The organism is Sphingorhabdus lutea (genome assembly GCF_001889025.1).
GTDB classification, from domain to species: domain Bacteria; phylum Pseudomonadota; class Alphaproteobacteria; order Sphingomonadales; family Sphingomonadaceae; genus Sphingorhabdus_B; species Sphingorhabdus_B lutea.
In genome coordinates this window covers 1,843,376-1,868,888 of the sequence record NZ_CP018154.1, presented here as the reverse complement: position 1 = coordinate 1,868,888, position 25,513 = coordinate 1,843,376, and the positions used below count along the sequence as shown (strand labels likewise).

28 protein-coding genes, 1 tRNA gene and 1 other RNA gene are annotated in these 25,513 nt (G+C 45.8%); 9 read left to right on the top strand and 21 right to left on the bottom strand.

The window, feature by feature from the left end; translation table 11 throughout:
* Positions 1-38: 38 nt before the first annotated feature.
* Together LPB140_RS08885 and LPB140_RS12380 are read left to right on the top strand one after the other, a co-directional pair.
* On the top strand, positions 39-1,001 hold the full coding sequence (locus tag LPB140_RS08885; RefSeq protein WP_072559526.1) for a tetratricopeptide repeat protein: 963 nt from the start codon (positions 39-41) through the stop codon (positions 999-1,001).
* Between the two features lie 162 nt (positions 1,002-1,163).
* Positions 1,164-2,690: a porin family protein gene (locus LPB140_RS12380; RefSeq protein WP_072559525.1), complete on the top strand. Its 1,527-nt coding sequence runs from the start codon at positions 1,164-1,166 to the stop codon at positions 2,688-2,690.
* 379 nt (positions 2,691-3,069) lie between these two features.
* Here LPB140_RS12380 and LPB140_RS08875 read toward each other — a convergent pair.
* Together LPB140_RS08875 and folK are read right to left on the bottom strand one after the other, a co-directional pair.
* A tRNA-Lys gene (locus LPB140_RS08875) sits at positions 3,070-3,145 on the bottom strand.
* Between the two features lie 43 nt (positions 3,146-3,188).
* A complete protein-coding gene (gene folK / locus LPB140_RS08870; RefSeq protein ID WP_072559524.1) occupies positions 3,189-3,731 on the bottom strand; it encodes a 2-amino-4-hydroxy-6-hydroxymethyldihydropteridine diphosphokinase in 543 nt (180 codons plus the stop codon).
* Positions 3,732-3,753: 22 nt separating this feature from the next.
* Here folK and LPB140_RS08865 point away from each other — a divergent pair, with 22 nt between their 5' ends.
* A complete protein-coding gene (locus tag LPB140_RS08865; RefSeq protein ID WP_072559523.1) occupies positions 3,754-4,428 on the top strand; it encodes a uracil-DNA glycosylase in 675 nt (224 codons plus the stop codon).
* On the opposite strand, the gene LPB140_RS08860 is transcribed toward LPB140_RS08865, so the two are convergent.
* The 6 genes from LPB140_RS08860 to rpsD all read right to left on the bottom strand — a co-directional run bounded on the left by LPB140_RS08860 (position 4,421) and on the right by rpsD (position 10,168).
* Positions 4,421-4,837: a hypothetical protein gene (locus tag LPB140_RS08860; RefSeq protein ID WP_198024100.1), complete on the bottom strand. Its 417-nt coding sequence runs from the start codon at positions 4,835-4,837 to the stop codon at positions 4,421-4,423. The genes LPB140_RS08865 and LPB140_RS08860 overlap by 8 nt on opposite strands.
* Positions 4,834-5,697: an N-carbamoylputrescine amidase gene (gene aguB, locus LPB140_RS08855; RefSeq protein WP_198024099.1), complete on the bottom strand. Its 864-nt coding sequence runs from the start codon at positions 5,695-5,697 to the stop codon at positions 4,834-4,836. The genes LPB140_RS08860 and aguB overlap by 4 nt, the downstream gene beginning before the upstream one ends.
* A 33-nt stretch (positions 5,698-5,730) precedes the next feature.
* Positions 5,731-6,591, bottom strand: a complete 861-nt coding sequence (locus LPB140_RS08850; RefSeq protein WP_072559521.1) for a class I SAM-dependent methyltransferase — start codon at positions 6,589-6,591, stop codon at positions 5,731-5,733.
* Positions 6,592-6,665: 74 nt separating this feature from the next.
* Positions 6,666-7,673, bottom strand: a complete 1,008-nt coding sequence (locus tag LPB140_RS08845) for an agmatine deiminase family protein (protein WP_232223386.1) — start codon at positions 7,671-7,673, stop codon at positions 6,666-6,668.
* 68 nt (positions 7,674-7,741) lie between these two features.
* On the bottom strand, positions 7,742-9,415 hold the full coding sequence (locus LPB140_RS08840; RefSeq protein ID WP_072559520.1) for a M28 family metallopeptidase: 1,674 nt from the start codon (positions 9,413-9,415) through the stop codon (positions 7,742-7,744).
* Between the two features lie 138 nt (positions 9,416-9,553).
* Positions 9,554-10,168: a 30S ribosomal protein S4 gene (gene rpsD, locus LPB140_RS08835; RefSeq protein WP_072559519.1), complete on the bottom strand. Its 615-nt coding sequence runs from the start codon at positions 10,166-10,168 to the stop codon at positions 9,554-9,556.
* A 217-nt stretch (positions 10,169-10,385) separates the two neighbouring features.
* Here rpsD and LPB140_RS08830 point away from each other — a divergent pair, with 217 nt between their 5' ends.
* The gene (locus LPB140_RS08830; RefSeq protein ID WP_072560723.1) at positions 10,386-10,706 is read left to right on the top strand and encodes a chorismate mutase; all 321 of its coding nucleotides are present in this window, start codon (positions 10,386-10,388) and stop codon (positions 10,704-10,706) included.
* Between the two features lie 24 nt (positions 10,707-10,730).
* On the opposite strand, the gene LPB140_RS08825 is transcribed toward LPB140_RS08830, so the two are convergent.
* The 5 genes from LPB140_RS08825 to rpiB are packed head-to-tail and all read right to left on the bottom strand — an operon-like array spanning position 10,731 to position 14,123.
* Positions 10,731-11,486, bottom strand: a complete 756-nt coding sequence (locus LPB140_RS08825; protein WP_072559518.1) for an RNA methyltransferase — start codon at positions 11,484-11,486, stop codon at positions 10,731-10,733.
* Positions 11,487-11,495: 9 nt separating this feature from the next.
* On the bottom strand, positions 11,496-11,960 hold the full coding sequence (gene nrdR / locus LPB140_RS08820) for a transcriptional regulator NrdR (protein WP_072559517.1): 465 nt from the start codon (positions 11,958-11,960) through the stop codon (positions 11,496-11,498).
* A gap of 6 nt (positions 11,961-11,966) precedes the next feature.
* Positions 11,967-12,317, bottom strand: a complete 351-nt coding sequence (locus tag LPB140_RS08815) for a hypothetical protein (protein WP_072559516.1) — start codon at positions 12,315-12,317, stop codon at positions 11,967-11,969.
* A gap of 45 nt (positions 12,318-12,362) precedes the next feature.
* Positions 12,363-13,670 (bottom strand): serine hydroxymethyltransferase, encoded by a 1,308-nt coding sequence (glyA, locus tag LPB140_RS08810; protein WP_072559515.1) that lies wholly within the window; start codon positions 13,668-13,670, stop codon positions 12,363-12,365.
* Positions 13,671-13,685: 15 nt separating this feature from the next.
* The gene (gene rpiB / locus LPB140_RS08805; RefSeq protein ID WP_072559514.1) at positions 13,686-14,123 is read right to left on the bottom strand and encodes a ribose 5-phosphate isomerase B; all 438 of its coding nucleotides are present in this window, start codon (positions 14,121-14,123) and stop codon (positions 13,686-13,688) included.
* A gap of 164 nt (positions 14,124-14,287) precedes the next feature.
* On the opposite strand from rpiB, the gene LPB140_RS08800 reads away from it, so the two are divergent.
* Positions 14,288-14,488, top strand: coding sequence for a hypothetical protein (locus tag LPB140_RS08800; protein ID WP_072560721.1), 201 nt, complete (start codon positions 14,288-14,290; stop codon positions 14,486-14,488).
* Positions 14,489-14,503: 15 nt separating this feature from the next.
* On the opposite strand, the gene LPB140_RS08795 is transcribed toward LPB140_RS08800, so the two are convergent.
* Positions 14,504-15,160, bottom strand: a complete 657-nt coding sequence (locus tag LPB140_RS08795) for an alpha/beta hydrolase (protein WP_072559513.1) — start codon at positions 15,158-15,160, stop codon at positions 14,504-14,506.
* 157 nt (positions 15,161-15,317) lie between these two features.
* On the opposite strand from LPB140_RS08795, the gene LPB140_RS08790 reads away from it, so the two are divergent.
* The 4 genes from LPB140_RS08790 to ssrA all read left to right on the top strand — a co-directional run bounded on the left by LPB140_RS08790 (position 15,318) and on the right by ssrA (position 18,233).
* A complete protein-coding gene (locus LPB140_RS08790; RefSeq protein WP_072560719.1) occupies positions 15,318-16,373 on the top strand; it encodes a cysteine desulfurase family protein in 1,056 nt (351 codons plus the stop codon).
* A gap of 45 nt (positions 16,374-16,418) precedes the next feature.
* Complete coding sequence (locus LPB140_RS08785; RefSeq protein WP_072559512.1) at positions 16,419-17,522, top strand: cysteine desulfurase family protein; 1,104 nt, start codon at positions 16,419-16,421, stop codon at positions 17,520-17,522.
* Positions 17,522-17,857 (top strand): 2Fe-2S iron-sulfur cluster-binding protein, encoded by a 336-nt coding sequence (locus LPB140_RS08780; RefSeq protein WP_072560717.1) that lies wholly within the window; start codon positions 17,522-17,524, stop codon positions 17,855-17,857. Before LPB140_RS08785 ends, LPB140_RS08780 begins: the two co-directional genes overlap by 1 nt.
* A gap of 25 nt (positions 17,858-17,882) precedes the next feature.
* Positions 17,883-18,233: a transfer-messenger RNA gene (gene ssrA, locus LPB140_RS08775) on the top strand.
* Positions 18,234-18,293: 60 nt separating this feature from the next.
* Here the strand turns inward: ssrA and LPB140_RS08770 are convergent.
* From LPB140_RS08770 to LPB140_RS08740, 7 genes are all read right to left on the bottom strand, one after another.
* On the bottom strand, positions 18,294-18,521 hold the full coding sequence (locus LPB140_RS08770) for a hypothetical protein (RefSeq protein ID WP_072559511.1): 228 nt from the start codon (positions 18,519-18,521) through the stop codon (positions 18,294-18,296).
* 120 nt (positions 18,522-18,641) lie between these two features.
* Complete coding sequence (locus LPB140_RS08765; RefSeq protein WP_072559510.1) at positions 18,642-19,898, bottom strand: N-succinylarginine dihydrolase; 1,257 nt, start codon at positions 19,896-19,898, stop codon at positions 18,642-18,644.
* A 1-nt stretch (position 19,899) separates the two neighbouring features.
* Positions 19,900-20,943, bottom strand: coding sequence for an arginine N-succinyltransferase (locus LPB140_RS08760; protein WP_072559509.1), 1,044 nt, complete (start codon positions 20,941-20,943; stop codon positions 19,900-19,902).
* Positions 20,940-22,148, bottom strand: a complete 1,209-nt coding sequence (locus LPB140_RS08755; protein ID WP_072559508.1) for a hydrolase — start codon at positions 22,146-22,148, stop codon at positions 20,940-20,942. The genes LPB140_RS08760 and LPB140_RS08755 overlap by 4 nt, the downstream gene beginning before the upstream one ends.
* Positions 22,149-22,276: 128 nt before the next feature.
* The gene (gene rsmA, locus LPB140_RS08750) at positions 22,277-23,095 is read right to left on the bottom strand and encodes a 16S rRNA (adenine(1518)-N(6)/adenine(1519)-N(6))-dimethyltransferase RsmA (RefSeq protein WP_072559507.1); all 819 of its coding nucleotides are present in this window, start codon (positions 23,093-23,095) and stop codon (positions 22,277-22,279) included.
* Entirely contained in the window at positions 23,096-24,115 is a 1,020-nt protein-coding gene (gene pdxA, locus LPB140_RS08745; RefSeq protein ID WP_072559506.1) for a 4-hydroxythreonine-4-phosphate dehydrogenase PdxA, read from the bottom strand.
* A 20-nt stretch (positions 24,116-24,135) separates the two neighbouring features.
* Entirely contained in the window at positions 24,136-25,512 is a 1,377-nt protein-coding gene (locus tag LPB140_RS08740; RefSeq protein WP_083550228.1) for a peptidylprolyl isomerase, read from the bottom strand.
* Position 25,513 lies beyond the last annotated feature (1 nt).

Sequence of the window (25,513 nt, the reverse complement as noted above, 5' to 3'; positions counted from 1 at the left end):
ATTGCCTATTATTTTCACGAGATAATAACGGAGGAGATATGAGATATATCGCATTAATAATATTGCTTTTTGGATATATTATTCCAGTAAATGCCACAGTTTCAGAAAAAGCTAAATCTGTCGAAATACTTCGTATTTCTTGTGAAAAGAAAAAGGCGCAAGCATGTTTGGATTATACTTCTGCCCTTTATATGGGAACATATGATAGGGTCAATTATCCATTAGCCAGAAAATATGCAAAAATTACATGCGACTTAAAAGAAGCTGAAGGGTGTAATTTTTTAGCCGCCATGCAAGAAAAGGGACAGGGCGGTGCACAAAATATGGACGGTGCAATTAGCAATTTTGACACTGCCTGTAATATGGGAAATGGCGGTGCGTGCAATAATTTGGCGCAGATTATATATGACGGGCGGCTAACGGAACAACGAAAATTAGATTTTTCATTGGATACGGCTCGCGCTCTTTATGCAAAGGGGTGCGATAAAAATATTGCCATCTCATGTAATAATTATGCTGTCATGCTGCTCCAAGGGCAGGGTGGTGCACTAAAACAGGTTGAGGCACGCGCATTTTTTGATGTTGCCTGCACGGCGGGCAATTTGGATGCATGTGCCAATTATGGATATATGCAATTATCTGGCATAGGTGGCCCTGAAGATTTTGCAAAAGCGTCTGTTTTATTACAAGAGAGTTGCGAAAAGGGGCATTTATTGGCCTGCGACAATTGGGCATATATGATGATGAACGGCCTTGGTGTAGAAAAAAATCTTAAATCTGCGGAAACAATTTTTGCGAAGGGGTGTGCCGCTAATCAAGGCAATAGCTGTTATAATTTAGGCGGTTTTTATTATTATGGGTATGACGGTTTATATGTAATCGACAATGTAAGTGCCTATAATTATTATAAAAAAAGATGTGACTTAGGCAATCCTTCTGCTTGCGGCAAATTGGCGGCGATGATGATTGTGGGTAAAGCGCCCATCGCAAAGGATAAATGATGTAATATTCGGTTAATGTTTTTAATAAAATTGCTTCTCAATAAGTATATTTCTTATGGAAATATATAATTCGGTAGTTCCGAATTTACTCTACCGATAATCCCGTTTTACTATATTGATGCTATTTTCTATGGCCGCGTAAATATTTTACGGAGGTCTTTAATGGCAAAAAATCTTAAATCGGCTGCTGCAATGGCTATATTAATGGGGTCTGTCTCTCCCATGGTGGCGCATGCACAATATGCGGGCAATGCAAAATTATGTAAGCGCGGCAATGACATGGTGCTTTCGGGGATAGAAGATCGCACCAAATATTCGCATAATCTTATCGATTTAAAGTCAAAGGTGCTGGCTGCTGAAAATGATCAGCGAATTGCCGAGGAAAATGTCAAAATTTATTCGGCGGAATTTGCGCGTTTGACCGCAGAGAAACCTGAACTTGCTTCACCAGAGGAAGCAAAAACATGGGCAAAAGATATTAATGATGCTTCCGTCAAATGGAAGAAGAATGAAGAAAATCAACGCAAGGCACGCGAAGATTATAATAAATATTCATCCAAAAAAATTGAAGAAGAAGCCAAATTGTCAAAGGCGGATATCACAATTATGCAAGGCCGCTTGTTGAAAGAAGAGGCATGCTATGGTTATCGCGCACCGCAAATTGCGATGCAGCCTGTATCGCCTCAACCTGTTGTTCAGGAAAGGCGGGTCAGCATATTGACGCCCAATCCCGTTCAACAAAACCGCGCGCCAATTGCTTCATTAAATAATGAAGTGGTTAAGCAAGAAGCGGAAGTTTTGACACAAAATAACTCTTTGCAATCTGAACAAGTTGCCGTTGAACCAGAGATGGTCATGGTAAAAGAAGAAATTAAAGAAGCTGTTCCGGTTGAAGCTAAATTGGCCGAAGCAAATGTTGAGCTCATGACAATTGAACAACCCTTACAGGAGGCCCAGCAACAGCAAGAAGCTGTGCCTGCTACACCAGTAAAAATGGCTGAGGCAAGGCCCGTAATGGAGGTTGCTCCTGCATCAACTCCAGCACTTGCACCAGCACCGGCACCAGCACCTGCTCCGCAGACCGAATATAGGCAGGTTGAATATCGCGCGGCAAATGCAAAGTATGAAACAATGCCTGCGGGTCGAGATATACGGGAGGTGAGGGATTCCTCAGAAGAAAAGGGAATGGACGGCCTACGTATTGAAGGGCGCATTGGGTATGAAAGGCCTAAATTAACCGCAAATGCGACTGCGCCTACTGCTGTTTTTACAACCGATGAAGATATTACATATGGCGGCGAAATTGGCTATGATTTTGACATTATAGGCGGGTTAACCTTTGGCCCATTTGGACGTTATGAGGTTTCCTCTGCGCCAGATAGTGGAAACCCATCTTTAATAGATCAAAAGGGTACATTTGGCGCGGGCGCACGTTTGGGTGTGGCTGTAATTGATGGTTTCGCATTGTTTGGCAAACTTGGCTATAGCGATATAGATTTCAGTTCTAGCAAGAAAAGAGTTTCCGCCGATATAAATAATAGCGCCCTTCGCTTTGGTGGCGGTGCGGAAATTTCCCTATTTGGTGGATTTTATATTGCCGGTGAATATAGCCAGTCAGATTTTGGTGATATTGGCGGAGCAGATTATAAACGCCAACAAGCGAATTTCAGCTTAGGATTCCGTTTCTAAACTAAACCTATTATTATTTATATAGGTAAAGCCGCATATATGGTTCTGATAGGGCTATATATGCGGCTTTTATGTATAGTTTGGTCAATATTTCTTTAAGAATAAATATCTCAACTAAAATTTAGCTTTTGAGCCTATATGTGGCTTAATTGCTAACTATGGGGCTTATCCATGCCATCAACGCTTAATGAAGCAGTATTCGCAAATTTAAGGGCTTTGCTGAGGAGGTGTTTTAATCAGTTGGGCGATATTGAGAGGAGCTCACCAAAAAAATTACAAGAGAAATAATAATATCTAAATTATTTTTTTAGAAGGGGTAATTGGGAAAGAAGAATAGCATTGACTTAATGCTTTATTTCACCACTTTTTCAAAAAAAGGTGGTGAGCCCTGCTGGGTTCGAACCAGCGACCTACTGATTAAAAGTCAGTTGCTCTACCGACTGAGCTAAGGGCCCACAGATTGAAATATTCGGTGTTCTTCAATCGCGAAGCATCCCCCTAAAGCCCCTTGCCGAATTGGTCAAGCGGCTTTGATCGGTTTTTTTGGAAAAAAATTTGCGAGATCGAAAAACCGCTATGTGGATCGCGCCATTTTCCCGCAATTTGGGCTGCGGGACCCAGCACAAAATCACGATTTGTCATCATGGGATGGGGAATGATTAACGATGGCGAGTCACCTACAAAGCACCCGCCGGACCAAGTTATAATATCTAAATCAAGTGGTCTGCTGCGCCATTTTTGGCCGATATCTGCGCCTTTACGCGATTTTCGTCCAAATAGATTTTCGGTGTTTTTTAAATGGCGCAATAATTTTTGCGGGGGCAGGGGGGTGCATATTAACGCAGCGGCATTGGCATAATTTCTTTTGGATGGGCCGATGGCACGTGATGTTATAATTTTAGAAAAAGAAAGCACATCAATTTCGTCACATTCCAAAATTTCGGCGGCGCGCATTAAAATTTTGTCGGGTCCGCCATATTTGGGCAAATATTGATTCGATCCTAATGCGATAATGTATAGCTGTGTGGTTGCGTGTGTCATTTGGGGGATGTAACCTACGGCCATGTTATTTGGAAATCCTTTTCTTGAACCCGATTCTCTGCCTCTTGCCAATAGCGAGCCTGCGAAAAATTGCGCGCTCTGCCCTAGATTGGTTGATTTTCGCAATGAATGCGCGGCGGAATATCCCGATTGGTGGAATGCGCCCGTGCCCGCATGGGGCGATAAAGACGCTTGGCTGGGCATTATTGGCCTTGCCCCTGGAAAACATGGGGCAAACCGCACGGGCAGGCCATTTACAGGCGATTATGCAGGTGATTTATTATTTGAAACCTTTGCCAAATATGGATTTAGCGAGGGGGAGTATCAGGCAAGGGCCGATGATGGGGTGCAGTTAAAAGGCGCGATAATCCTAAACAGCGTAAAATGCCTGCCGCCACAAAATAAGCCCACGCCGCAAGAAGTGCAAAATTGCCGTCAATTTTTAACCACCCAATTGGCCGAATTGCAAAATTTACGGGTGTTCATTGCTTTGGGCAAAATTGCGCATGACAGCTTCATTCGGCATATTGGTGGAAAGTTGGCAGATTATAAATTTGGCCATGGGGCGCAGCATCAATTGCCATCTGGGCAAATTTTAATCGATAGTTATCATTGTAGCCGATATAATACGCAAACGGGGCGGTTGACGCCGCAAATGTTTGGCGATGTGTTTCAGGCCGCAAAAAATATTAGGTAATAGTGCCATTTTTTGCTTCAGCTCTGTCCTTGACGATATGCAAAATATTTTCCTGAATATCGCCAAGAAAATGCAAAAAAAGCCATAATGGAGAAATGAGAATTATGCAGATTAGCGCTTCGTTAACAATCAGGCATAAAATAGTAAATGCGCCTACTATCACAAAACCAGCCCGCGTGACTAAATCAAAATATTTTAATTTTGCATTAGGATCTAATAATCCTGCGAGGACCATAGAAAGAATTAAAGGGCAGAGGAGAACTAAAACGACATTATCAGCGCCGCTTTTTGTATAATTTACTCCAGTCGTAATATATACCAAAGATAAATAGATGAAGGCTATGGCGAAGGCATAAACACTCCCCCTACCAAAAATTTTAGAGAGTGTTTCTTTTGCCTTTTGCATCAAATATCTTCGGCCAGCCTATTATATAGCTGTGGCCGCCGATCACGGAAAAAGCCCATGCCAGCGCGATGTTCTGCCGCCATGTCCAAATCCAATGTGGCGGTTAAAATTCCGGTTTCATTATCGCCAAATTCGGCAATTAAATCGCCCCATTCATTGGTGATGAAGCTGTGGCCATAATAGCTTTGTGATGCGCCGTTAAATTCCTCTGTTCCAATGCGGTTGGCGGCAATAACCGGCATGCAATTGGAAACGGCATGTCCCTGCATTGATCTTCGCCACATGCGGCTGGTATCCAATCCCTCATCATAGGGTTCAGAACCAATGGCAGTGGGATAAAATAGCATTTCTGCGCCCATTAACGCCATGGCGCGTGCACATTCAGGATACCATTGGTCCCAACAAATGCCCACACCTATGCGCGTGCCGACCACATCCCAAACCTTAAATCCGCTATTGCCCGGGCGGAAATAATATTTTTCCTCATATCCTGGACCATCGGGAATATGGCTTTTGCGGTAAACGCCCACCACTTCGCCATTTTCATTTATCATGGCCAAGCTGTTATAATAATGATGCCCATCTTTTTCAAAAAAGCTTGTTGGAATGGCAACCCCAAAATGTTTTGCCAATTTCGCCATTGCACGGACCGACGGATGATCCAATGTTGGACGGGCAAGAGAAAATAGCGCCTCATCCTCCACCACACAAAAATAGGGGGAGGAGAATATTTCTGGCGGCAAAATTATTTTTGCGCCTTTTCCCGCCGCCTGTTCCACCAAGTCACAAACGGCGTCAATATTGGCGTTTTCATCACCGCCAAGGGCAAGTTGCAATGCAGAGACGGTGATGATTTTATTCAATGTAATTTCCTATTATTAAATTTTTATAATAATTTATGGGCGTTTTTTGAACAATAAAGTCATGCGATCGGATTCGCCAATTGCTTCATATTTTTCTTTATCAACATCTTTTTTCGCAAAGGCAGGGGGCAGGGTCCACACACCATTTTCATAATCGGCAGTGTCTTTATCATTGGCGTTTACTTCGGATGAGTTGACAAGTTCAAAACCATGAACTTCCATAAATTTAATTACATCCGCTTCGCGCAAATATCCTTTATTGCCATCGCTTAATGCATAGCTTGCATCGGCCTTTGCACGGTGTTGGACAATGCCAATCATGCCATCATCTTTTAATAAATCGCGCATGGCGGCAATTTCGCTGTCCGCCATGTTCCAACGCAGCATATTATGCATCATGCGGATGATTAAAATGCGGTCCATTGTGCCCTTGGCCTCTGCGGGGACTTTATCCATTGTATAGGTAGGGAATTTATCAGCAGAAATGCCGGTCCATTTGGCGACATCTTCGGGAAATTTTGCTGCGCCCGCGCGGGTGCGTTCCTTTGCCTCATCCGAAAATGGCAGATTGTCTGGGTTAAAAAACAAGCCGACATATTGCCCTTTTTCGGCCAAAAGAGGCCCTAATATCCGGCTATACCATCCGCCGCCGGGGGCATATTCGCCAACTTTCATATCAGGGCGAATGTCAAAAAATACTAATGTATCCTTTGGGTGGCGATATTTATCCCGCGCCATATCATCTTTACGAATGTCGGATGCCAGAATGGGGTCAAGTGGGCTTTCCAATTGTTCATGGACAGCCTCTTTATCGCCATGATGTTCTGCCATAGCGGGGGCGACAAATGCGCTGGCGGCCAATAAAGCAGCGGATAAGGTTAAGGATTTTTTCATTTTACTCTCCATAAATTTCAAATTTGGACGTCATTATGAAGATAGCGCGTCATGATGCAAGCATATATGTTGGTTTAAGCGGGAATTTGCTGACTGGCGCAATGGAAACTGCCGCCGCCCAAAATTACTGCCGTGGCGGGCAGGGCGGCAATTTTGTGATTGGGAAAATGCATGCCCAAGGTTTTGGCGGCCTCATCATCATATTTTGTTCCATAGGCCGGCATGACAACAACTTTATTCCCAATATAAAAATTCATATAGCTGGCGGGAATTGCTTCCCCGTCCACCAAATAAGCACCGGGGGAGCAGATACGGCTTATCTGCACATCATGTTTCGACGCCTCGGCAAATGCCGCCTCATAAATATAAAAATTGGGGTCGTCTGGGGACGATTGCGGGAGTAATAAATGACCAGCGCGAATAAAACGCGCCAAATTATCGACATGGCCATCGGTATGATCATTGCGCAGCCCATCACCCAGCCAGATGATATTGTTGATCCCCAAATCTTCGTTTAATTTTTGGGCAATATCCGCCTGCGAAAGGGCAGGGTTGCGATTGGGGTTAAGCAGGCAATCCATTGTGGTAACCGCCCATCCACTGCCATCAACATCAATTGCCCCGCCTTCCAATATCCAATTACATTTATCAATGGGAAATTTTTGGGCAAGGGCAAGAGTATCGCCAATTTCTTGGTCGCCATCCATTAAATAACTGCCGCCCCAGCCATTAAAATCAAAATTTTTGGCCCGTCTATTCGCGCCAGATCCGGTGATTATTGCCGCCGTATCACGCAGCCAAATATCGCCAATTTTCTCTAGGCAGACCTCCACGCCATCATCCACCAAAGAAATGGCGCGATCATAAGATGACTGGTCACCCGCAACCAATATGACATGTTCGCCCGCGCCGCCGCAATGCACCGCATTGGCAAAGGCGGCAATTTGTTGTTGCGCCTTGTCCATATCGGTGGGCCATTCGGCACTATTCCATGGAAAACCAATCCATACGGCCTGATGCATAGCCCATTCGGCGGGCATAAGATTTGTTTCCATCTTTATTCTTTCGTCATTGCGGGTCATGATTAAGGGCTACATAGCAGATGCTACATAGCCCTCAATATATAGTTTATTGATTATAGGTTTGAATATTATTTTGCGGCGCGGCTTTTGTCACGAATGTCGCGAAACTCATCGCCTTCATTCCAATTTGGCCAATCTTCGCTCATCGCCAACATCCGTCCCACACGATAATATAGGCGCAGGTCGGCCATTACGCCGGACCAATCCCATGCTTCATTATATTCATCCTTTGGGCCATGGTAACGATTTTCGACATAATCCTTGCCCACGGCTTCTCCCGCGGGTCTGCCGCCATTGACCAAATCATCGCCGCCTTCAAAATAAATCATCGGCACGCCCAATTTGGCGAAGCTGAAATGGTCGCTGCGATAATAAAATCCTTTTTCGGGCGTTGGCTCGGCCTCTGGTGTCCGGCCCTCAATTTTGGCCGCTTCACCTAAATATGCGTCAAGTTGCGATTTGCCCATGCCCACAACGGTCAGGTTTTTGGCCTTACCCGACATGGAAAAAGCATCCATATTAACGCCGCCAACGGTTTTATTTAGCGGGAATACAGGGTTTTCAGCATAATATTTTGAACCAAGCAGGCCCGATTCCTCTGCAGTTACAGCCAAAAATACCATGGAACGATCGGGCGCTCCTGCGGATTTATGCGCCTTTGCCAATGCGACAAGGGCGGCTGTTCCGGTGGCATTGTCGATTGCACCATTGCAAATATCATCGCCGTCGGGCGCGGGCTTACAACGTCCTAAATGGTCCCAATGCGCGGTATATAATATATTTTCATCGGGCCGCTTTGTGCCTTTTAATATGCCAATTACATTTTTACTGTTCTTTTTATTGATGCTATTTTCTAATGAAAGGCTGGCCTTCAATGGCATGGATATCGCCTTAAAGCCTTTATTTCGTGCGGCGGCCATTGATTTTGCCATGTCCACGCCAGCAGCGGCGAATAATTGCGCCGCGCCCGATTTTTGTATCCAGCCATTTGCCTTTGTTTGATCCGCACCGCCATTGGTGCTTTGCGCGTAAAATTGCGGGCCAGTCCAGCTTGATTCAACAACATTCCAACCATAGGCCGCAGGGGCATCGTCATGAATGATAATGGCAGCGGCGGCACCTTGGCGCGCGGCCTCTTCATATTTATAGGTCCAGCGGCCATAATATGTCATAGCGCGGCCACCAAATTCACCCTCTAGGCTTTGCGTACCAAAATCAGGATCATTGACCAATATGAGGACGGTTTTTCCCTTTACGTCAACGCCGGCATAATCATTCCACCCTTTTTCAGGGGCGTTAATACCATAGCCAACAAATACCACCTCGCTGTTCGCAATATCAATTTTTGCCTGTTCTTGGTAGGATGCGGCAACATAATCCTTGCCATAATTAAACGACATGGCCTTGCCATTGGGGCCTGTTACCGTCATGGGGGATTGTTTTACGGCGTTAATTTCGACCAAGGGAACATCCTGAAACCAGCTGCCATTATTGCCCGGCTCTAACCCTGCGGCCTTAAATTGCTCTACTAAATAGGCTAATGTCTTTTCCTCACCTGCTGTGCCAGGGGCGCGGCCTTCAAATTCATCGGATGATAATGTTTTGGTCACATCCTTCATAATCTGCTCAGAAATTTCAGGAACAGTAATTTTGCTGGCGTCTATATTATTGGCATCGATTTTCTTACATCCGCTAAGGGCAAGAACAGCAATGGCTGCTGTTAATAAAAATTTATTTTTCATCACTTCCTCCAAATATTATTTGGTCAGACAATGGCAGAGCGTTGTTTCATCTGCAACGATGTTTTAATAAAATAATGCGCTGGGCATAAAAAAAGCGGCGAAAAAACGCCGCTTTTTTTATAAAATAGGGTATATTTATTAACGTGAATAAAATTCAACAACCAAATTTGGTTCCATTTTAACAGGATAAGGAACCTCATCCAAAGTAGGAACGCGGGTAAAGGTTGCTTTTTTATTGTCGGTCACGCTGACATATTCAGGAATGTCACGCTCGGCAAGGCCTTGTGCTTCGATAACCAAGGCCATTTCCATCGCCTTATTACCCAATGAAATTTCATCACCAACAGAAATTTGACGGCTTGCAATATTACATTTTACGCCATTTACGCGGATATGTCCGTGGCTAACCAATTGACGAGCAGCAAAGATGGTAGGGGCGAATTTCGCGCGATATACCACCATGTCAAGACGGCGTTCCAACAAACCAATAAGATTTTGGCTGGTATCGCCTTTTTGACGGCTTGCTTCGGTGTAAAGACGCTTAAATTGCTTTTCGGTCACGTCGCCATAATAGCCTTTCAGCTTTTGCTTGGCGCGCAATTGAATACCAAAGTCAGACAATTTGCCTTTACGACGTTGGCCATGTTGGCCAGGGCCATAATCACGGCGGTTAATAGGTGATTTGGGACGACCCCAAATATTTTCACCCATACGGCGGTCTAATTTATATTTTGAACTTGTACGTTTTGTCATTTCAAACTCCAATTTGCTATCATAATTCCCGGAAACGCACTATTGAATAAATCAATACGGCCTCTGCTTCACCGGGGTGCAGTGCCCATTGCGAAGGCGCGCTATGGCGATAATATTTGCTGAAGTCAAGTGTTGAAACGCCCAAAATCAAAGTTAATTGGAGTTAAATAATAGTTTGGCAGTGGACAATATGGGCCATGCTGATTATTGGCCACGAATGGCTGAACAAAAAAACATCAATATTATCCCATCTGTTGAATGCGAAACCATGGTCGATGTGCGTGCAGGCGTGGACGAAATTGACCGGCAATTGGTGAAATTATTGGCGGTTCGCTTTGGATATATGCGGGCCGCAGCACGGATTAAACCAAATCGGGAAGCCGTGCGTGATGAACCGCGTAAAGCGCAGGTAAAGGATAATGTGCGAATATTGGCCAGCGAAGCCGGACTGCCAGATGCATTGAGCGATCAATTATGGGAAATATTGATTGAAAGCTCAATTGAGTATGAATTTAATGCCTATGATAAGGGGCGTTAATACATAGTCGGCACAAACCAACGCTTAATTTCTGGGCGATTGTTTAGATTTGCCAAAAGTGGAAAAAACGCCGCGCAAAGTGCGTATTTCTTGGCTGTTCCACGACGGCTTTGTTAATAAATTTCGCAAAGTATTTTTGGTCACTTCGCTGCGTTCAGGGGGGAAGAAATAGTCCTTTTCTTTCAATATTTCAAACAAATGACCAATCATCCCTTCAAATTCGCCCTGTGGAGCAGCGTCCAGCATATCAACCGATGGTGGCATCGAAAGGGATTGATTTTTTGACCATTCATAGGCGCATATAATCACAGCCTGTGCCAGATTTAACGATCCAAATTCTGGATTTATCGGCACAGTGATGATGGAGCGGGCATAGCCAACCTCCTCGGTTTCAAGGCCAGAGCGTTCTGCGCCAAATAAAATGGCGCTTTTGCCGGGTTGGGCATGGATTTGGTAGGCGGCCTCTTGCGGTGTGAAAACCGGTTTATCAATGCCGCGTTTACGCACGGTTGTGGCATAAACATGGGTAATGTCGGCCACTGCATCGGCGACATTATCAAATAATTTTGCCTCGGCCAAAATTTGATCAGCGCCGCTTGCCGCTGGGCCAGCCATGGGGTTGGGCCACCCATCGCGCGGGGCGACAAGGCGCATTTCGGTCAACCCAAAATTAAGCATGGCACGCGCTGCCTTGCCAATATTTTCGCCCAATTGCGGACGAACCAATATGATGGCGGGTTGAACAGATTGTTGCGCCGAAGCTGGTTTCTCAATATCCATGAAATTGGCCTATTCTATATCCGCAACATCTTTAACGCTGCCGGCAAATTCTTCAAAATCCTTGGCCTCTGTAAAATCCTTATAAACCGAGGCAAAGCGGATATAGGCGACACTATCAATAGCTTTTAGGGAGCTCATCACCATTTCGCCAATTTTCATCGAGGGAACTTCGGTTTCGCCCATTGTTTCCAATTGCCGATGAATTCCCGAAACAAGCTGCTCAATCCGTTCCTCGCCAATCGGGCGTTTGCGGCATGCAAGCGAGACCGATTTTGCCAATTTATCGCGGTCAAATGCTTCTTTGCGGTCTTCGGATTTTACCACCATTAAATCGCGCATTTGAATGCGTTCAAATGTTGTAAATCTGGCGCCGCATCCTTCACATTGGCGGCGGCGGCGGGTCGCCGATCCATCTTCGGTGGGACGGCTGTCCTTTACCTGGCTATTTTCATGGGCACAAAAAGGACAGCGCATTATATATCAATTATCTGGTTTATTTTTTTTGTTCAAATGGCGATAGGCGACAATTCCCGCACCAATGGCCGCGCCTGCCGCAATGCCAACGGGCGCAATAACACCCGCCAATGCGCCAATGGCCGCGCCACCGGCAACTTTTTTCGCGCTATCTGCATCGGCTAGTTTTTTGCCGCCATTAAAAGCTTCTTTTGCCGCGCCATAAAGCTCATCAGCCGCTTCGCCAACATAATGTTTTGCCTGCGCAGCATAGCTTTCGGCAGAGAGTTGTTCATTTGTCTTTTCGCCGCATTGCGGACAAAAACGTGTTCCTTCGGTGATTTGAAAATCACAATTATTACAGGTTATTTGGGTCATTTCATTTCTCCCTCCTTATATAGATGTGTTTTGAAACATCCTATTTCAAGAAGGATAAATTGGAAATTTTGCGCATAATGCCTCAACGCGTTTTTTGACATCGGCCTCGACCGCTGCGTCACCTTCCTCACCCTTATTGCGCAGGCCGTCCAACACATCGGCAATCATATCACCAATTTGTTGAAATTCCTCAACGCCAAAGCCGCGCGTTGTGCCCGCTGGTGAACCAACGCGAATACCGCTTGTTTTTGTGGGGGGCAGGGGATCATTGGGAATGCCATTTTTATTGCAAGTAATGCCGGCTCTTTCCAATGCCTCATCCGCATCCTTGCCAGTTACGCCCAATGGTGTCAGGTCAACAAGCGCCAAATGCGTGTCTGTGCCGCCGGAAACAAGTGCCGCGCCGCGCTCACGAAGCCGCTCTGCCAATGCTTGGGCATTTTTAATCACGGCTGCACTATATGATTTAAATTCAGGCTGTAGCGCCTCTCCAAATGCAACCGCCTTTGCCGCGATAACATGCATTAATGGGCCACCCTGAAGTCCGGGGAAAACCGCACTGTTGAATTTCTTGCCCAAATCTGGATCATTTGACAAAATCATGCCGCCACGCGGGCCGCGCAATGTTTTATGGGTTGTGGTGGTCACCACATGAGCATGAGGCAGGGGCGATGGGTGCAGACCCGCCGCAACCAATCCGGCAAAATGGGCCATATCCACATGCAAATATGCGCCAACCTTATCGGCAATTTCACGGAAACGAACAAAATCAATAATGCGCGGATAGGCGGAGCCACCGGCAATTATTAATTTTGGTTTATGTTCCAGCGCCAGTTTTTCAACCTCATCATAATCAATTAAATGATTGTCGCTGCGCACGCCATATTGCACGGCGTTAAACCATTTGCCCGACATTGCAGGGCGCGCGCCATGGGTTAAATGCCCGCCCGCGTCCAGGCTCATCCCCAAAATTGTTTCGCCCGGTTTGACCAATGCCAACATCACCGCGCCATTGGCCTGTGCGCCGCTATGTGGTTGCACATTGATATATTCACAATCAAATAATTGTTTTGCACGGTCAATAGCCAATTGTTCGACATCATCGGATGGTGCGCATCCTTGATAATATCTTTTGCCAGGATAACCTTCGGCATATTTATTGGTAAAGACCGAACCTTGTGCCTGTAAAACAGCTTTGGAGACGATATTTTCCGATGCAATTAACTCAATTTGTTTTTGTTCGCGGGTTAATTCCTTGCCGATTGCGGACATGACGGCTTGATCAGCCTGTGCCAAATCTTCGGTAAAGAAACCATTTTTGCGGATCATATCATGTTGGTTATTATCGGACATAAAATTCCCTTTATCTCAAAATTGCGGGTTGGATAATTTTGTAACACGGCGTTGATGGCGTTCGCCGCCAAATGATGTGTTGATAAATGTGGCGACGCATTCTTTTGCCATTTCAATGCCGGTTAAACGCGCGCCAAGTGCGATGACATTTGCGTCATTATGTTCGCGCGATAATTTTGCGGATAAAGGCTCGCCCACCAATGCACAGCGGCAATTATGATGGCGGTTAACCGCAATTGATATTCCAATGCCCGATCCGCAAATGGCGATGCCAAAATCGGCCTGTTTGTCGGCAATCACCGCCGCCAATTTATATCCATAATCGGGATAATCCACACTATCATCATTATGAGGGCCGCAATCGGTGATTTCATGGCCCATTTCATTCAGCCATTGAATAAGCGCAGTTTTCATTTCAACCGCTGCATGATCTGATGCAAGTGCAATTTTCATCAAAACTCACCCCTTATATTGCTGGTTTATATTCTGTTACAGAATCGCATGCGCGTCTTTTAGTGCAGGGATAAAAATAACTCTACCCCTTGCTTATAAAGAAATGGGATTTATTATTTCACAAAAGCAATAGGCGCAGTTTTGGCGATTTAAGGGTAAATTATATGAGCGATTTTATTATGGGCGCATTGATGCTGACCAGTTTTGCCCTTATTTGGGGGGCAATATCCATGGGCCGCAGGGAAGGTTGGGGGCAAAAGCCATTATTGATGATAATTGCGGCAATTGTCATGATTGCCAATGTTGCGATTTGGGCCATTCCAAGTGAGGCAGAAAAATCCGCTTCGCTTCAAACGGCCCAATAAATTATTTAATCGAAATTATTTAATCGGGCAATCTGGGTCCAACCGCATATTCAGATAATTATTAACCGAAGCCATCAACATTTCCTGTTCATTTTCAAAGAAATGATTGGCGCGGGGAATTTCATCATGGTGAATGGTGATATGTTTTTGCGTGCGCAATTTATCCACCAATTTTTGCACCGCATGGGGGGTAACAACTTCATCGCCCGCACCCTGAATTAAAATGCCAGATGATGGGCAGGGGGCAAGGAAGCTGAAATCATACATGTTTGCGGGCGGTGCGATGGAGATAAATCCACGAATTTCCGGGCGGCGCATCAATAATTGCATGCCAATCCATGCGCCAAAGCTGAAACCCGCAATCCATGTGGTTTCTGCCTCTTGATGGAAATTTTGAACCCAATCAAGGGCGGCTGCTGCGTCGGATAATTCACCAATGCCATTGTCAAATTCGCCCTCGCTGCGGCCTACACCGCGAAAGTTAAACCGCAAAACGCCAAAGCCGCGTTTGACAAATGTTTTGTATAATTCCTGTGTTATACGGTCATTCATAGTGCCGCCAGCCTGAGGATGCGGGTGCAAAATCATTGCAACGGGCGCACGTGGGCGTGGTGGCGGGCTGAAACGGGCTTCTAAACGGCCCTCAGGGCCAGGAATAATGATTGATGGCATATAATAATTTATTTTCTAACTAAATGAAAAATACATATTCAAAGCATCTATACGCATCATATAGAATGTTGAATATATAGCTTTTGAAGATTCTACCCCCTATATATAAACATATAGGAAAAATGCGCAATATATAAGGCAATAGCCACGGATAATGATGACAAAAGAACAAATATATTTGGACCATGCGGCAACAACGATGATGGTTGCCCCGGCGATTGAGGCAATGAGTAGTGCCCTTTCAAGCTGGGCCAATCCATCTTCGCCGCATTTAACGGGCCGCGCCGCGCGCGCTTTATTGGAGGATGCACGCCACCGGATAAAAAGCGCATTGGATTGGGATGGGGAGTTGATTTTTACCAGCGGGGCGAGCGAGGCCATTTACACCGCATTAAAGGGCAAAAGTCATATTCAGCTGAGCGCGGTTGAGCATGATGCGGTTTTGTCAGCAGGCAAATTGGCGGATAAGTCGCAAATTATTGGAGTTGATGAGCAGGGGCAGGTGAATATCAATACCCTATCCCCATGTGACATGGTGGCTGTGCAACAGGTGAATAATGAAACTGGCATCATCCAAAATACCGATGATATTATGGCATGGGCCAAAGAAAATGGGGCGTTATTTTTTTGCGATGCCTCCCAAGGGGCGGGAAAATTGCCATTGCCCCTTGCGCATATGATTGCCATTTCGGGGCATAAATTGGGCGGGCCGCCGGGAATTGGGGCATTATTGGTAAAAAATCTGGGCAGATTGTCTCCCACGGGGGGGCAAGAACAGGGATATCGACGCGGCACGGAAAATTTGCCCGCCATTTTGGGTTTTGCCGCTGCTATTGAAGCTGGCTTTGAATGGACGGCCAATATTGCAGCAATGCGGGATAGGCTGGACAGCGCAATTTTATCGCATGGAGGGCAAATAATTGGCCAATCAGGAAACCGCCTGTCCACCATATCCAGTTATCGTCTGCCCGGGGTCAGCTCCTCGGCGCAGTTAATCCATTATGATATGGCCGGCATTGCGGTATCGGCGGGCAGTGCATGTTCATCGGGCACGTTAAAGGCAAGCCATGTTTTAACCGCCATGGGGCATGACATGAAAAGCGCGGGCGAGGTGGTTAGAGTTAGCCTTGGCCATAATAGCAAAATGTCGGATGTGGATGCGTTTATCAATAGTTGGATAAAATTATCATCAAGGCATTATGATAAAAAATAACATGTTAATTAGAAAATATGTTAATCACGCCGCTGGGAAATGTGAATGAACCAAAAAAGCATTTATTTGGATTATCAGGCCACAACCCCTATGGCGCCAGAGGTGGTGGATGCCATGTTACCATGGCTGCGCGATCATCATTATAACCCACATAGCAGCCATATGGGCGGGAGGATGGCCCAAGCAGCTGTGGAGCATGCAAGAGAACAAATAATGGCCCTATTGCCCAAGGGTGGACGATTGATTTTCACATCCGGTGCAACAGAGGCGATAAATTTGGCTATTAAAGGCAGCGCATATAAACGTTTTGCTGCAACCACAATTGAACATGCAGCCATATTGGATAATATGGATGAAATGCGGCGCATTGGCCATGAAGTGCAGATGTTAAGCGTCAACAAAGTAGGCTTAGTCAATTTAGATGAGTTAGAAAATATTTTAAAAAATAACCCTCCAGCGCTTATATCTGCCATGATGGTAAATAATGAAATTGGTACAATTCAACCCATAAACAAAATTGCGCAAAAAACGCATGATGCAGGCGGTTTATATTTATGTGATGCGGTTCAGGCATATGGCCGAATGGCGATAGACGAAGGGCCGGATATGATTGCGATATCGGCACATAAAATTTATGGGCCAAAGGGTGTTGGCGCATTATGGGTTCGCGATGACATTCATTTAAACGCAATTCAACATGGTGGAGAGCAGGAAATGGGAATGAGGTCAGGAACTTTATCCCCAGCCTTATGTGTTGGTTTTGGCAAGGCTGCAGAAATCGCGAAGCAGAATATGGAGACGGATAATAAGCATGTTCGCCATTTATGGGATTTGGCGGTGAAATTATTCGCATCATGGGACATAAATGGAGATATTGAAAATAGATATTATGGAAATTTCAATATTCGAAAAGATGGACTTGATGCAGATCGCTTAATATCCGAAGCCAGAAATATCTTATTTTCGGCGGGCTCCGCCTGTGCCAGCGGTTCGGGACGGCCCAGCCATGTACTTAAAGCCATTGGGTTAAGTGACAAACAGGCAAAATCCTCTATCCGTTTGGGTTTTGGACGTTATACAAGCATGGAAGAAATAGATAAAGCGGCCCAAATTATAAATCAATGTGCGCAAAATCAGGAAATATTTTAATGGTCAAAGTCATTTTTACCAATATAAGCGGTTCGGTTATCCAAGAAGTGGAGGGCAATGAAGGGGACTGCCTGTTAGATGTGGGGCAGGCGGCCGGCCAACCATTGGAGGGGACATGTGAGGGGCAGATGGCCTGTTCCACCTGCCATGTCATTGTAAAGGACGCATGGTTTGATAAATTACCCCCTGCAAGCGAGAATGAAGAAGATATGCTTGACCTTGCTGCGGGCGCTCGCCGCACCAGCAGATTATCCTGTCAGATATTATTGACCAAGGATCTAGACGGCTTAACCGTCGCTATACCCAGTGAAAGCAGAAATATGCAGGGTTTATAAGGGCGTAAAATTTTTTTTATCCCTTTCACTTCCTATTCATGAAATTGCGTCTATATATGTCATGTTCGCTTCGGCGGACTATGGCGATAAATGATGATGTGTAATAGATGCAGCGGACCCGGGGGCAGTACCCGGCGGCTCCACCAAAATGGTCGATTATGTTAAATGATTGGCAATATTGACGGGGCCGAACCAGGATCGACGTGTGTTCAAAGGCATTATTTTCACCCGGGCTGAGTAACCCGCTATAGGCTCAAAACTTATAAGTGCAAACGATAACGAAGCACTTGCTCTTGCAGCGTAATTGACGCCCTAACGGGATAGATTACTAAACAAGAACGCGGCCGAACCGGCCGGGCAACAGGAAGGTTACAGCGGCCCGGAGGGCGCCGGGCAACAGAAGCTCTCCACCTTTTTTCTTTATATATTCAATATATTATTTTTCGCTGCCGAACATATTTTGAAATTCGACCGCTTGTAACATTTTTGAACCCGCCAAAAACACGGCAAAGGTGCAAAGAACAAAGAAAACTTTGCCAATATTTCCGGGATATTGAAATAAATATTCCTCACCACGCTTTACCGCGCCAAGCCCTAATGCATAAGTGACAAGGAAAACCTCTGCTTTGGTTTTAATGGTGAATAATCTGGTTAATTTTCTCATAACTAATATAATGCACAGGCCGTGCCAAAATGTAATTTCAGCAGCTTATATGGTTAATGCAAATGGTTATTGTAAAGTTAACCGACGATTATTTTGCCATGTGTAAAAAATTATATTTGTTTATAAAAGATCATCAATATCACAAGCGGTTAATAATTGAGTGCGGGCAATTTTAACCTGCTCCAACAATGCCATGTCGCGCAAATTATCGGCCGAAATTTGTTCGGGCCAATATTGGCTGATAATTTGGCTTATCTGGTCCAATTTTTCATTTGTGGCGATAAACCGCGGGTCAACCATGTCTGTATTGCAAACCACGCGCAGACGAAGGCAGGCAGGGCCGCCGCCATTGGCCATGGATTGACGCACATTAACTGGCACCAATTTTTGAATAGGGCCATTGCCCGCTACCATTTCCTCAAGCCAGCTCCAAACCGGGGTGTTTTCTTGCGATTCAGATGGCAGGATAAGCGCCATGCCATCACCATTAGGAAGGGTGACAAGCTGAGCATTGAATAGATAAGAACTTATCGCATCGGCAAGTGAGATGCGATCTTTTGGAACTTCAACGATAATTGCTTCGGGCATTTTTGCTTCTATCATCGCATAGGCGGCGTCCTTATCCTGAAATGCCTGTTCATGCGTGAACAGGACATTTTCATTGGCAACTGCGACTACATCATTATGAAAAGCGCCACTTGCAATTGCGATTTCGGATTGCTCAATAAACAATGTTTTTTCTGGATTCAATCCGTGCAGGCGGGCAATGGCCCTGCTGGATTGTTCATGTTGGCGCGCAGGAAATGCACCGCCGCTTTTGCCATAAATAAATATTTCAATGCCTGATTGGTCATGGCGAGAACAAAGCCGCATATGATTGGCCGCGCCCTCATCCCCAAAGGGGGCCTTTATGGGGTCATGCACGGTAAAATATTCTTGATTGGCGAAAATCAATTTTAACTGTTTTTGCATGTCGGGCCATTCATGGCTGCGATGCGGCATGGTGATAAGATTGGCCGGTGTTAAATGCGTTTTGCCATCCTTTGTATCGGCGGCAGGGGAAATTGTGGCTGCATTTGCCGCCCACATGGACGAGGCGCTATATGCCGCAGCAAGAAGCGCGTCTGGCGCATTTTCCAAATCGCATCCCAAATGGTTTAACCAGCCGATATTTGGCCGGGGAAGGGGCATGAAAAACCCTTGAGTTAGGCCCAAATTCATATTTGAGCGCATTTTTTCAATACCCTGAAGAGCGGCGGCACGCGGCATGGAAACCGCGCCCTTATTTTTTGATGAGGCAATGTTGCCCAGACTTAATCCTGCATAATTATGTGATGGCCCAATGATACCGTCAAAATTTATTTCAATATTTTTCATCTCAACCCCTTGGAACAAAACTGATGCTATCGCCGATATTCAGGCGGAGTGACTTGGCGCAAATCATGTCAATTTGCACATTGTCTTTATCTTGCTTGACCCAGCCATAGGCGCATCTAAAATCATTTAACTGTCCGGCACAAATCAGCATTTTGACCATATTTGCATCGGCAATTTTATTGCTATCTTCATAAGAGATAATATCTGAAATCACACCATCATTGGTTTTTTCTATGGTGCTAATCCGGTCGGTATTAACCGACATGGTCGGGCCGCCATCAAAAATATCGACATATTTTTCCCAAACAAAATTTTCATTTTCAAGCATCCGCATCGCCGCCCGGCCCGATGTATGCGGCACGCCGATTACCGCGCGGGCACTATCTGGTAACATGGCGATATAAACAGGATGTTTGGGCATTAAATCGGCAATAAATTGATTGCCATTTTTGCCGTTAAATTCATCGGCTTCTTGAAAGCTCATGCCAAAAAAACGTCCAGCAACCCCATTCCAAAAAGGGGAAGAACCCGCCGGATCAATAACACCGCGTAATTCGGCCAATGTTTTATCGGCAAAACGGTTGCGGTGATTGCGGATGAACAAATATCGGCTGCGGGCCAATAATAAACCCAATCCGCCCGAACGCGCATTGGGGTGAAGATATAACCCGCCTACTTCGGTGCATCCTTCCAAATCGGTTGAAAGATTTAAAATATCGGCGCGAAATGTGCGGCCCAATTCTTCGCTATGTTGTGTTAATGCGCTAATCCGATAGCTGTAAAATGGCCATCTTTGCCCAACGGAGGCAAAAATTTGGCATGTGCCATGGATGACACCGGCTTCATCATCGGCAAGAACGAACATGAAAATATCGTCGCTTATTTCATCGCCAACGCGGATGAATGACGCGATTGACCGTTCAATTTTGGCTGATAAAGTTTTTTTATCAGGGGGTAAGTTGGTAAAACCGCCGCCCGTGCTTTTCGCCATTTCATAAATTGGTTGAACATCGCCGGTTTGAACCGGTCTTAAAATATAGGTCATAATCCGCCTTTTTGTGCAATTCGTGATATGGCGAGCGCAGAAAGTTTTGCCCGCTCAACCAAGCTATCGGTTAATAAAAATTCTTGTTCGCTGTGAATAGAGCCGCCTCTTACCCCCATTGTGTCAACCACGGGAACGCCGCAGGCCGCGATATTATTGCCATCGCACACTCCGCCAGTGGATTGCCATTTAATATCTATCCCCAAATCCTTGCCGCATGATTTGACCAGGGTAAATAATTTTGCCGCCTTATCATCAATCGGCTTTGGCGGCCTGCCAAATCCGCCATGCATATGCACGGCAACATCATGCTTTATTTTGATATTTTCAATAATTTCGTGCATTTTGGTTTCGGCAAAATATTGCAATTCAAATGTTTTTGGACGAAAATTAACGCGCAATATAGCATGATCGGGCACCACATTATTTGGCGATCCGCCCTCTATCTTTGCCGGATTAACGGACAAGCCCGCTTGGCTTAGCGCTTTTAACTGCAATCCTAAATCTGCGGCGGCAAGCACTGCATTGCGGCCATCATCGGGGTTGCGTCCTGCATGGGCGCTTTCCCCGTTAATGCAAATTGAAAAATTGCCGCTTCCGCCGCGTTCACCAGCCAATGTGCCATCGGGTAATGCAGGTTCATAGGTAAGGGCCGCTGCCTTACCTTTGGCCAATTGCGCTATTAACGCAGCAGAGGAAGGAGAGCCAACTTCTTCATCAGAATTTATCAATATTTGATAACCAAATTTTTCGGCAATCGCGCTATTTTCTATGGCATGTAAAGCGGACAACATTACAGCAATGCCGCCCTTCATATCGGCTACGCCGGGGCCATTTAAAATATTTTTGTCAAGCCATGTGACATGTTGAAAATGATGGTCCACCGGAAAAACCGTGTCCATATGGCCGGTGAACAGCAATTGTAATGCGGCGTCGGGGCGCACTGTCACCACAAGATGCTGGCCATATTCAACTTGTTGAACTTTGCCGTCGGCTTTCATAATTTCATGCTGTTGGGGATTGGACAGGGAAATGTCGGCGGGCAATATGGAAAAGGCATCGGCCAGCATTGCGGCCATTTGCGCAAGGCCGGGCAAATTTGCCGACCCGCTATTCACTGCGCTCCACGTTAAAATCTGGTTCAACATTATATCATGTTGAATTTGAGATAATATTAACTGTTCTTCATTTGAAATGCTGCTCATTCAGCCTATCTAGCTTTTATTATGCCAGCCTGCCACCCCCGAATAACAAGTTTCGAAAAAAACTATCTTTATGATTTTAAGGCATGGGGAATTGCGGCTTTAATGCCCGCTTTATGACGCGATTTATATTATTTTGATAATATTTTGGCCAATTTGGTAAATTCTTGAACCGAAATTGTTTCTGCCCTTCGGTCACTAGGGATTCCTGCAGCCTCCATTGCGTCCAAAGCGCCCGCGACGGATTTCAAACTTTGACGCAACATTTTGCGCCTTTGCCCAAATGCAGCGGCGGTAATTTCTTCTAACTTATAGGGGTTTACTCCGTCTGGCGCGTTTTTAGGTGTAATATGAACGATGGCGGACATTATCTTGGGTGGCGGGGTAAATGCCGAACGGTGGACCGGCATGGCGATTTTGGCCTCTGCGCGCCACTGTGCCAATATGGATAGGCGGCCATATTCTTTGCTGCCATGCGGTGCAACAATGCGGTCAGCAACCTCTCTTTGAAACATTAATGTCAAGCTTTGCCATTTTGGCGGCCAATTTTGTCCCGAAAGCCAATTAACCGCAAGCGCAGAGCCAATATTATAGGGCAGATTTGATGCAATATGAAATGGCCCATCAAAAAGGGTCGCAGGATCAATTTTTAATGCGTCTTCTTCGATAATTTTTAACCGACCATCAAAATATTGCGATATTTCCTGCAGGGCGGGCAGGCATCTTTTATCCTTTTCCACCGCGATGACATTTGCCCCCGCACGAAGCAGCGCGCGGGTTAATCCGCCCGGCCCTGGGCCAACTTCATAAACATTTTTGCCCGATAAATCCCCAATTACGGCGGCAATTCTATCCAATAATTGCTCATCCAAAAGGAAATTTTGGCCCAAAGCCTTATTCGCCCGTAGATTATGCTGGGCAATTACCTCACGAAGGGGGGGGAGTGACATTTATGCTGCCTGTTGTAGATAATTGGCGCGCGCTTGGGCGGCATTATATGCCATTTTTATTGCCTCTATCATGGATTTCTCGCTGGCAATATTTTTGCCTGCTATTTCAAATGCAGGCCCATGATCGGGGGATGTCCGCACCATGGGCAGTCCCAAGGTGATATTAACCGCTTCATAAAAATATAATGTTTTTAAAGGGACAAGCGCCTGATCATGATAACCGCATATGGCAACATCATATTTTTCACGGGCATCGCGATGGAACATGGTATCGGCGGATAGGGGGCCTGAAATATCATAACCCTCGGCACGTAAAGCCGCCAGGGCAGGGCGCATAATTTCATCTTCCTCATGCCCAAATTTGCCATTTTCGCCAGCATGGGGGTTTAATCCAGCAACCGCAATGCGCGGTTTTTCAATGCCAAAATTTCGTTGTAATCCCTTGGCCGTGGCGCGTATTTTCTGTCTAATCACCCTAGAGGTTAATGCTGCTGAAACGGCATTTAACGCAATATGAGTGGTTAATGGAACAACACGCAGGCTGGGCCCGGCAAGCATCATTATGGCGTTATTTTGGCTTACCCCGCATCGTTCGGCAATAAATTCGGTTTGACCAGGATGGGTAAAGCCCACTGAATATAGCTGTATTTTTGAAACCGGACCGGTGACAAGCGCACATGCCGCGCCCGATTTTGCAAAGCCGGTTGCCATTTCCAATGCCTGAAACGCGCAATTTGCGCCCGCAAGTGTCGGCATTCCGGCGGCAATATCGCCGCCATCATACATGTTTAATATGGGCAGCGCATGGTCAAAAACGGCCAAAGCCTCGGATGGTTGTTCGATAATGGCTGTTGGGCCATCCCAATAATGTTCGATGGATTTTTGATCCCCAATGGCAAAAAAGGGAGGCAGGTTTTCTGCTTTGCGGCCTTCCCACCCCTTGGCAATTATTTCCGGCCCAACACCCGCAGGGTCGCCAATGCTGATGGCAATTGGCGTGGTGATTTTATTCCCTGACATGTCGTGCGCCCCGTTAATCCTTAATTATATTCAATAATTGCATCGCGGCGCAAATCACGAAGATAGATGCGTTCTCTTTTCGCAATACGTTCATTTTCCAAACGTTCCATCACATCGTCAAAGCTTTCTTCGGCTGCCGATGGAGCAGCATCGCGGCCGCACAATACAAAGGCGCGCAGCCCTTCATCCTTTGAACCAAATGCAGGGGTTGATTGACCGACCTGTAATTCGGTCATGATTTTTTGCAATTGGGGGGGCAGGTCACGCATTTTAATTGAATCGCTGTTCACCACATCGGCGTTTAATTCGGCGGCCATGGCATCAGCCGCGCCGCAACCTTTAATCGCCTGAACCCGCATGTTAAAATCCTGTGCCTTTAATTGGAAATCGGGCACGCTAATATCCTTTGGAAAATCCAGCGCAATTTGCTTTAAACTTAAAATTTGGTCGCGTGGGTCGGTCACGCCCAATGTGCGGGTGTCAACCAATGCCAATATGGAAATACCGCCAGGTGAGGGGATAACAACAATTTCCCCCTGATCCATTTTTTGAGCAGCCTGTGCCAATGTTGTCGGCAATTGATTTGGACGCAACCAGCCAAGGTCACCGCCCTGGGCCGCGGTGGTGGATTCGGAAAATTGGCTGGCGATTTGGCCAAAATTTGCGCCCTTTGCAATTTCGTCCAATAATTTACGCGCGGTGCCCAAAACCTGTTCTTGGTTGCTTTCATTGGCCCGCAAATAAATTTCGCTCAATTTATATTCGGTTGTTCCCTTTGCCGCTGCGGCACGTTGAACAATTGCGGTTACTTCTTCTTCGCTGACATTTATAAATGGCGTAACATTTCGGCGAACGACGCGCGACCATGCAATTTGTCCCTTTATTTGCCGGCGAAAGCTATCTTCCGAAGTCCCCATTGATTTTAGATGCTTGGCAAAATCGGCCTTGGACATTCGGAAATTTTGTTGACGTAAGGTTTCAACATTGCTGTTAACCTCTGCATCGGTAATTTCAATTTCATTGGCCTCTGCCTCTTGAATTTGAAGGGTTTCATCGATGAGCTGTGCCAAAATTTGCGCGCGAATTGCGGGCATTTGTTCTGCCGGAATACGGCTTATTTGTCCATTTGATGCCAATCCTAAACGATGGTCAATATCGGTGCCGGTAATGATGGTGCCATTGACAATGGCGGTTGCTTTACGAACATTTGGATTATTTTCAAAAAGCTGCGCATCTGCAGGAATGTTAAGCCCGCTGTCCAAAGAATCATCCTGATTCTGTGCAGTGATGCCCGATGAAAGCGACATGATTATCGCGCCCATGCTCACCATAACGGTCATTTTTGCCGCGCGATAAGTGTCACCGGTTATATTTTTGATAGGAAATAATTTTTTCATT

Bases quoted from the DNA above. Each gene is read 5' to 3' on its own strand.
- LPB140_RS08800 (WP_072560721.1), top strand. From the start codon at position 14,288: ATGAGCGATTTTATTATGGGCGCATTGATGCTGACCAGTTTTGCCCTT.
- rsmA (WP_072559507.1), bottom strand. From the start codon at position 23,095: ATGTCACTCCCCCCCCTTCGTGAGGTAATTGCCCAGCATAATCTACGG.
- LPB140_RS08765 (WP_072559510.1), bottom strand. From the start codon at position 19,898: ATGAAAAATATTGAAATAAATTTTGACGGTATCATTGGGCCATCACAT.
- nrdR (WP_072559517.1), bottom strand. From the start codon at position 11,960: ATGCGCTGTCCTTTTTGTGCCCATGAAAATAGCCAGGTAAAGGACAGC.
- pdxA (WP_072559506.1), bottom strand. From the start codon at position 24,115: ATGTCAGGGAATAAAATCACCACGCCAATTGCCATCAGCATTGGCGAC.
- LPB140_RS08850 (WP_072559521.1), bottom strand. From the start codon at position 6,591: ATGAAAAAATCCTTAACCTTATCCGCTGCTTTATTGGCCGCCAGCGCA.
- LPB140_RS08830 (WP_072560723.1), top strand. From the start codon at position 10,386: ATGGCTGAACAAAAAAACATCAATATTATCCCATCTGTTGAATGCGAA.
- LPB140_RS08825 (WP_072559518.1), bottom strand. From the start codon at position 11,486: ATGGATATTGAGAAACCAGCTTCGGCGCAACAATCTGTTCAACCCGCC.
- folK (WP_072559524.1), bottom strand. From the start codon at position 3,731: ATGACACACGCAACCACACAGCTATACATTATCGCATTAGGATCGAAT.
- LPB140_RS08790 (WP_072560719.1), top strand. From the start codon at position 15,318: ATGACAAAAGAACAAATATATTTGGACCATGCGGCAACAACGATGATG.
- LPB140_RS08755 (WP_072559508.1), bottom strand. From the start codon at position 22,148: ATGAGCAGCATTTCAAATGAAGAACAGTTAATATTATCTCAAATTCAA.
- rpsD (WP_072559519.1), bottom strand. From the start codon at position 10,168: ATGACAAAACGTACAAGTTCAAAATATAAATTAGACCGCCGTATGGGT.
- LPB140_RS08840 (WP_072559520.1), bottom strand. From the start codon at position 9,415: ATGAAAAATAAATTTTTATTAACAGCAGCCATTGCTGTTCTTGCCCTT.
- LPB140_RS08885 (WP_072559526.1), top strand. From the start codon at position 39: ATGAGATATATCGCATTAATAATATTGCTTTTTGGATATATTATTCCA.
- LPB140_RS08760 (WP_072559509.1), bottom strand. From the start codon at position 20,943: ATGACCTATATTTTAAGACCGGTTCAAACCGGCGATGTTCAACCAATT.
- LPB140_RS08845 (WP_232223386.1), bottom strand. From the start codon at position 7,673: ATGACCCGCAATGACGAAAGAATAAAGATGGAAACAAATCTTATGCCC.
- LPB140_RS08785 (WP_072559512.1), top strand. From the start codon at position 16,419: ATGAACCAAAAAAGCATTTATTTGGATTATCAGGCCACAACCCCTATG.
- LPB140_RS12380 (WP_072559525.1), top strand. From the start codon at position 1,164: ATGGCAAAAAATCTTAAATCGGCTGCTGCAATGGCTATATTAATGGGG.
- LPB140_RS08780 (WP_072560717.1), top strand. From the start codon at position 17,522: ATGGTCAAAGTCATTTTTACCAATATAAGCGGTTCGGTTATCCAAGAA.
- LPB140_RS08740 (WP_083550228.1), bottom strand. From the start codon at position 25,512: ATGAAAAAATTATTTCCTATCAAAAATATAACCGGTGACACTTATCGC.
- LPB140_RS08795 (WP_072559513.1), bottom strand. From the start codon at position 15,160: ATGCCATCAATCATTATTCCTGGCCCTGAGGGCCGTTTAGAAGCCCGT.
- LPB140_RS08770 (WP_072559511.1), bottom strand. From the start codon at position 18,521: ATGAGAAAATTAACCAGATTATTCACCATTAAAACCAAAGCAGAGGTT.
- rpiB (WP_072559514.1), bottom strand. From the start codon at position 14,123: ATGAAAATTGCACTTGCATCAGATCATGCAGCGGTTGAAATGAAAACT.
- glyA (WP_072559515.1), bottom strand. From the start codon at position 13,670: ATGTCCGATAATAACCAACATGATATGATCCGCAAAAATGGTTTCTTT.
- LPB140_RS08815 (WP_072559516.1), bottom strand. From the start codon at position 12,317: ATGACCCAAATAACCTGTAATAATTGTGATTTTCAAATCACCGAAGGA.
- LPB140_RS08865 (WP_072559523.1), top strand. From the start codon at position 3,754: ATGTTATTTGGAAATCCTTTTCTTGAACCCGATTCTCTGCCTCTTGCC.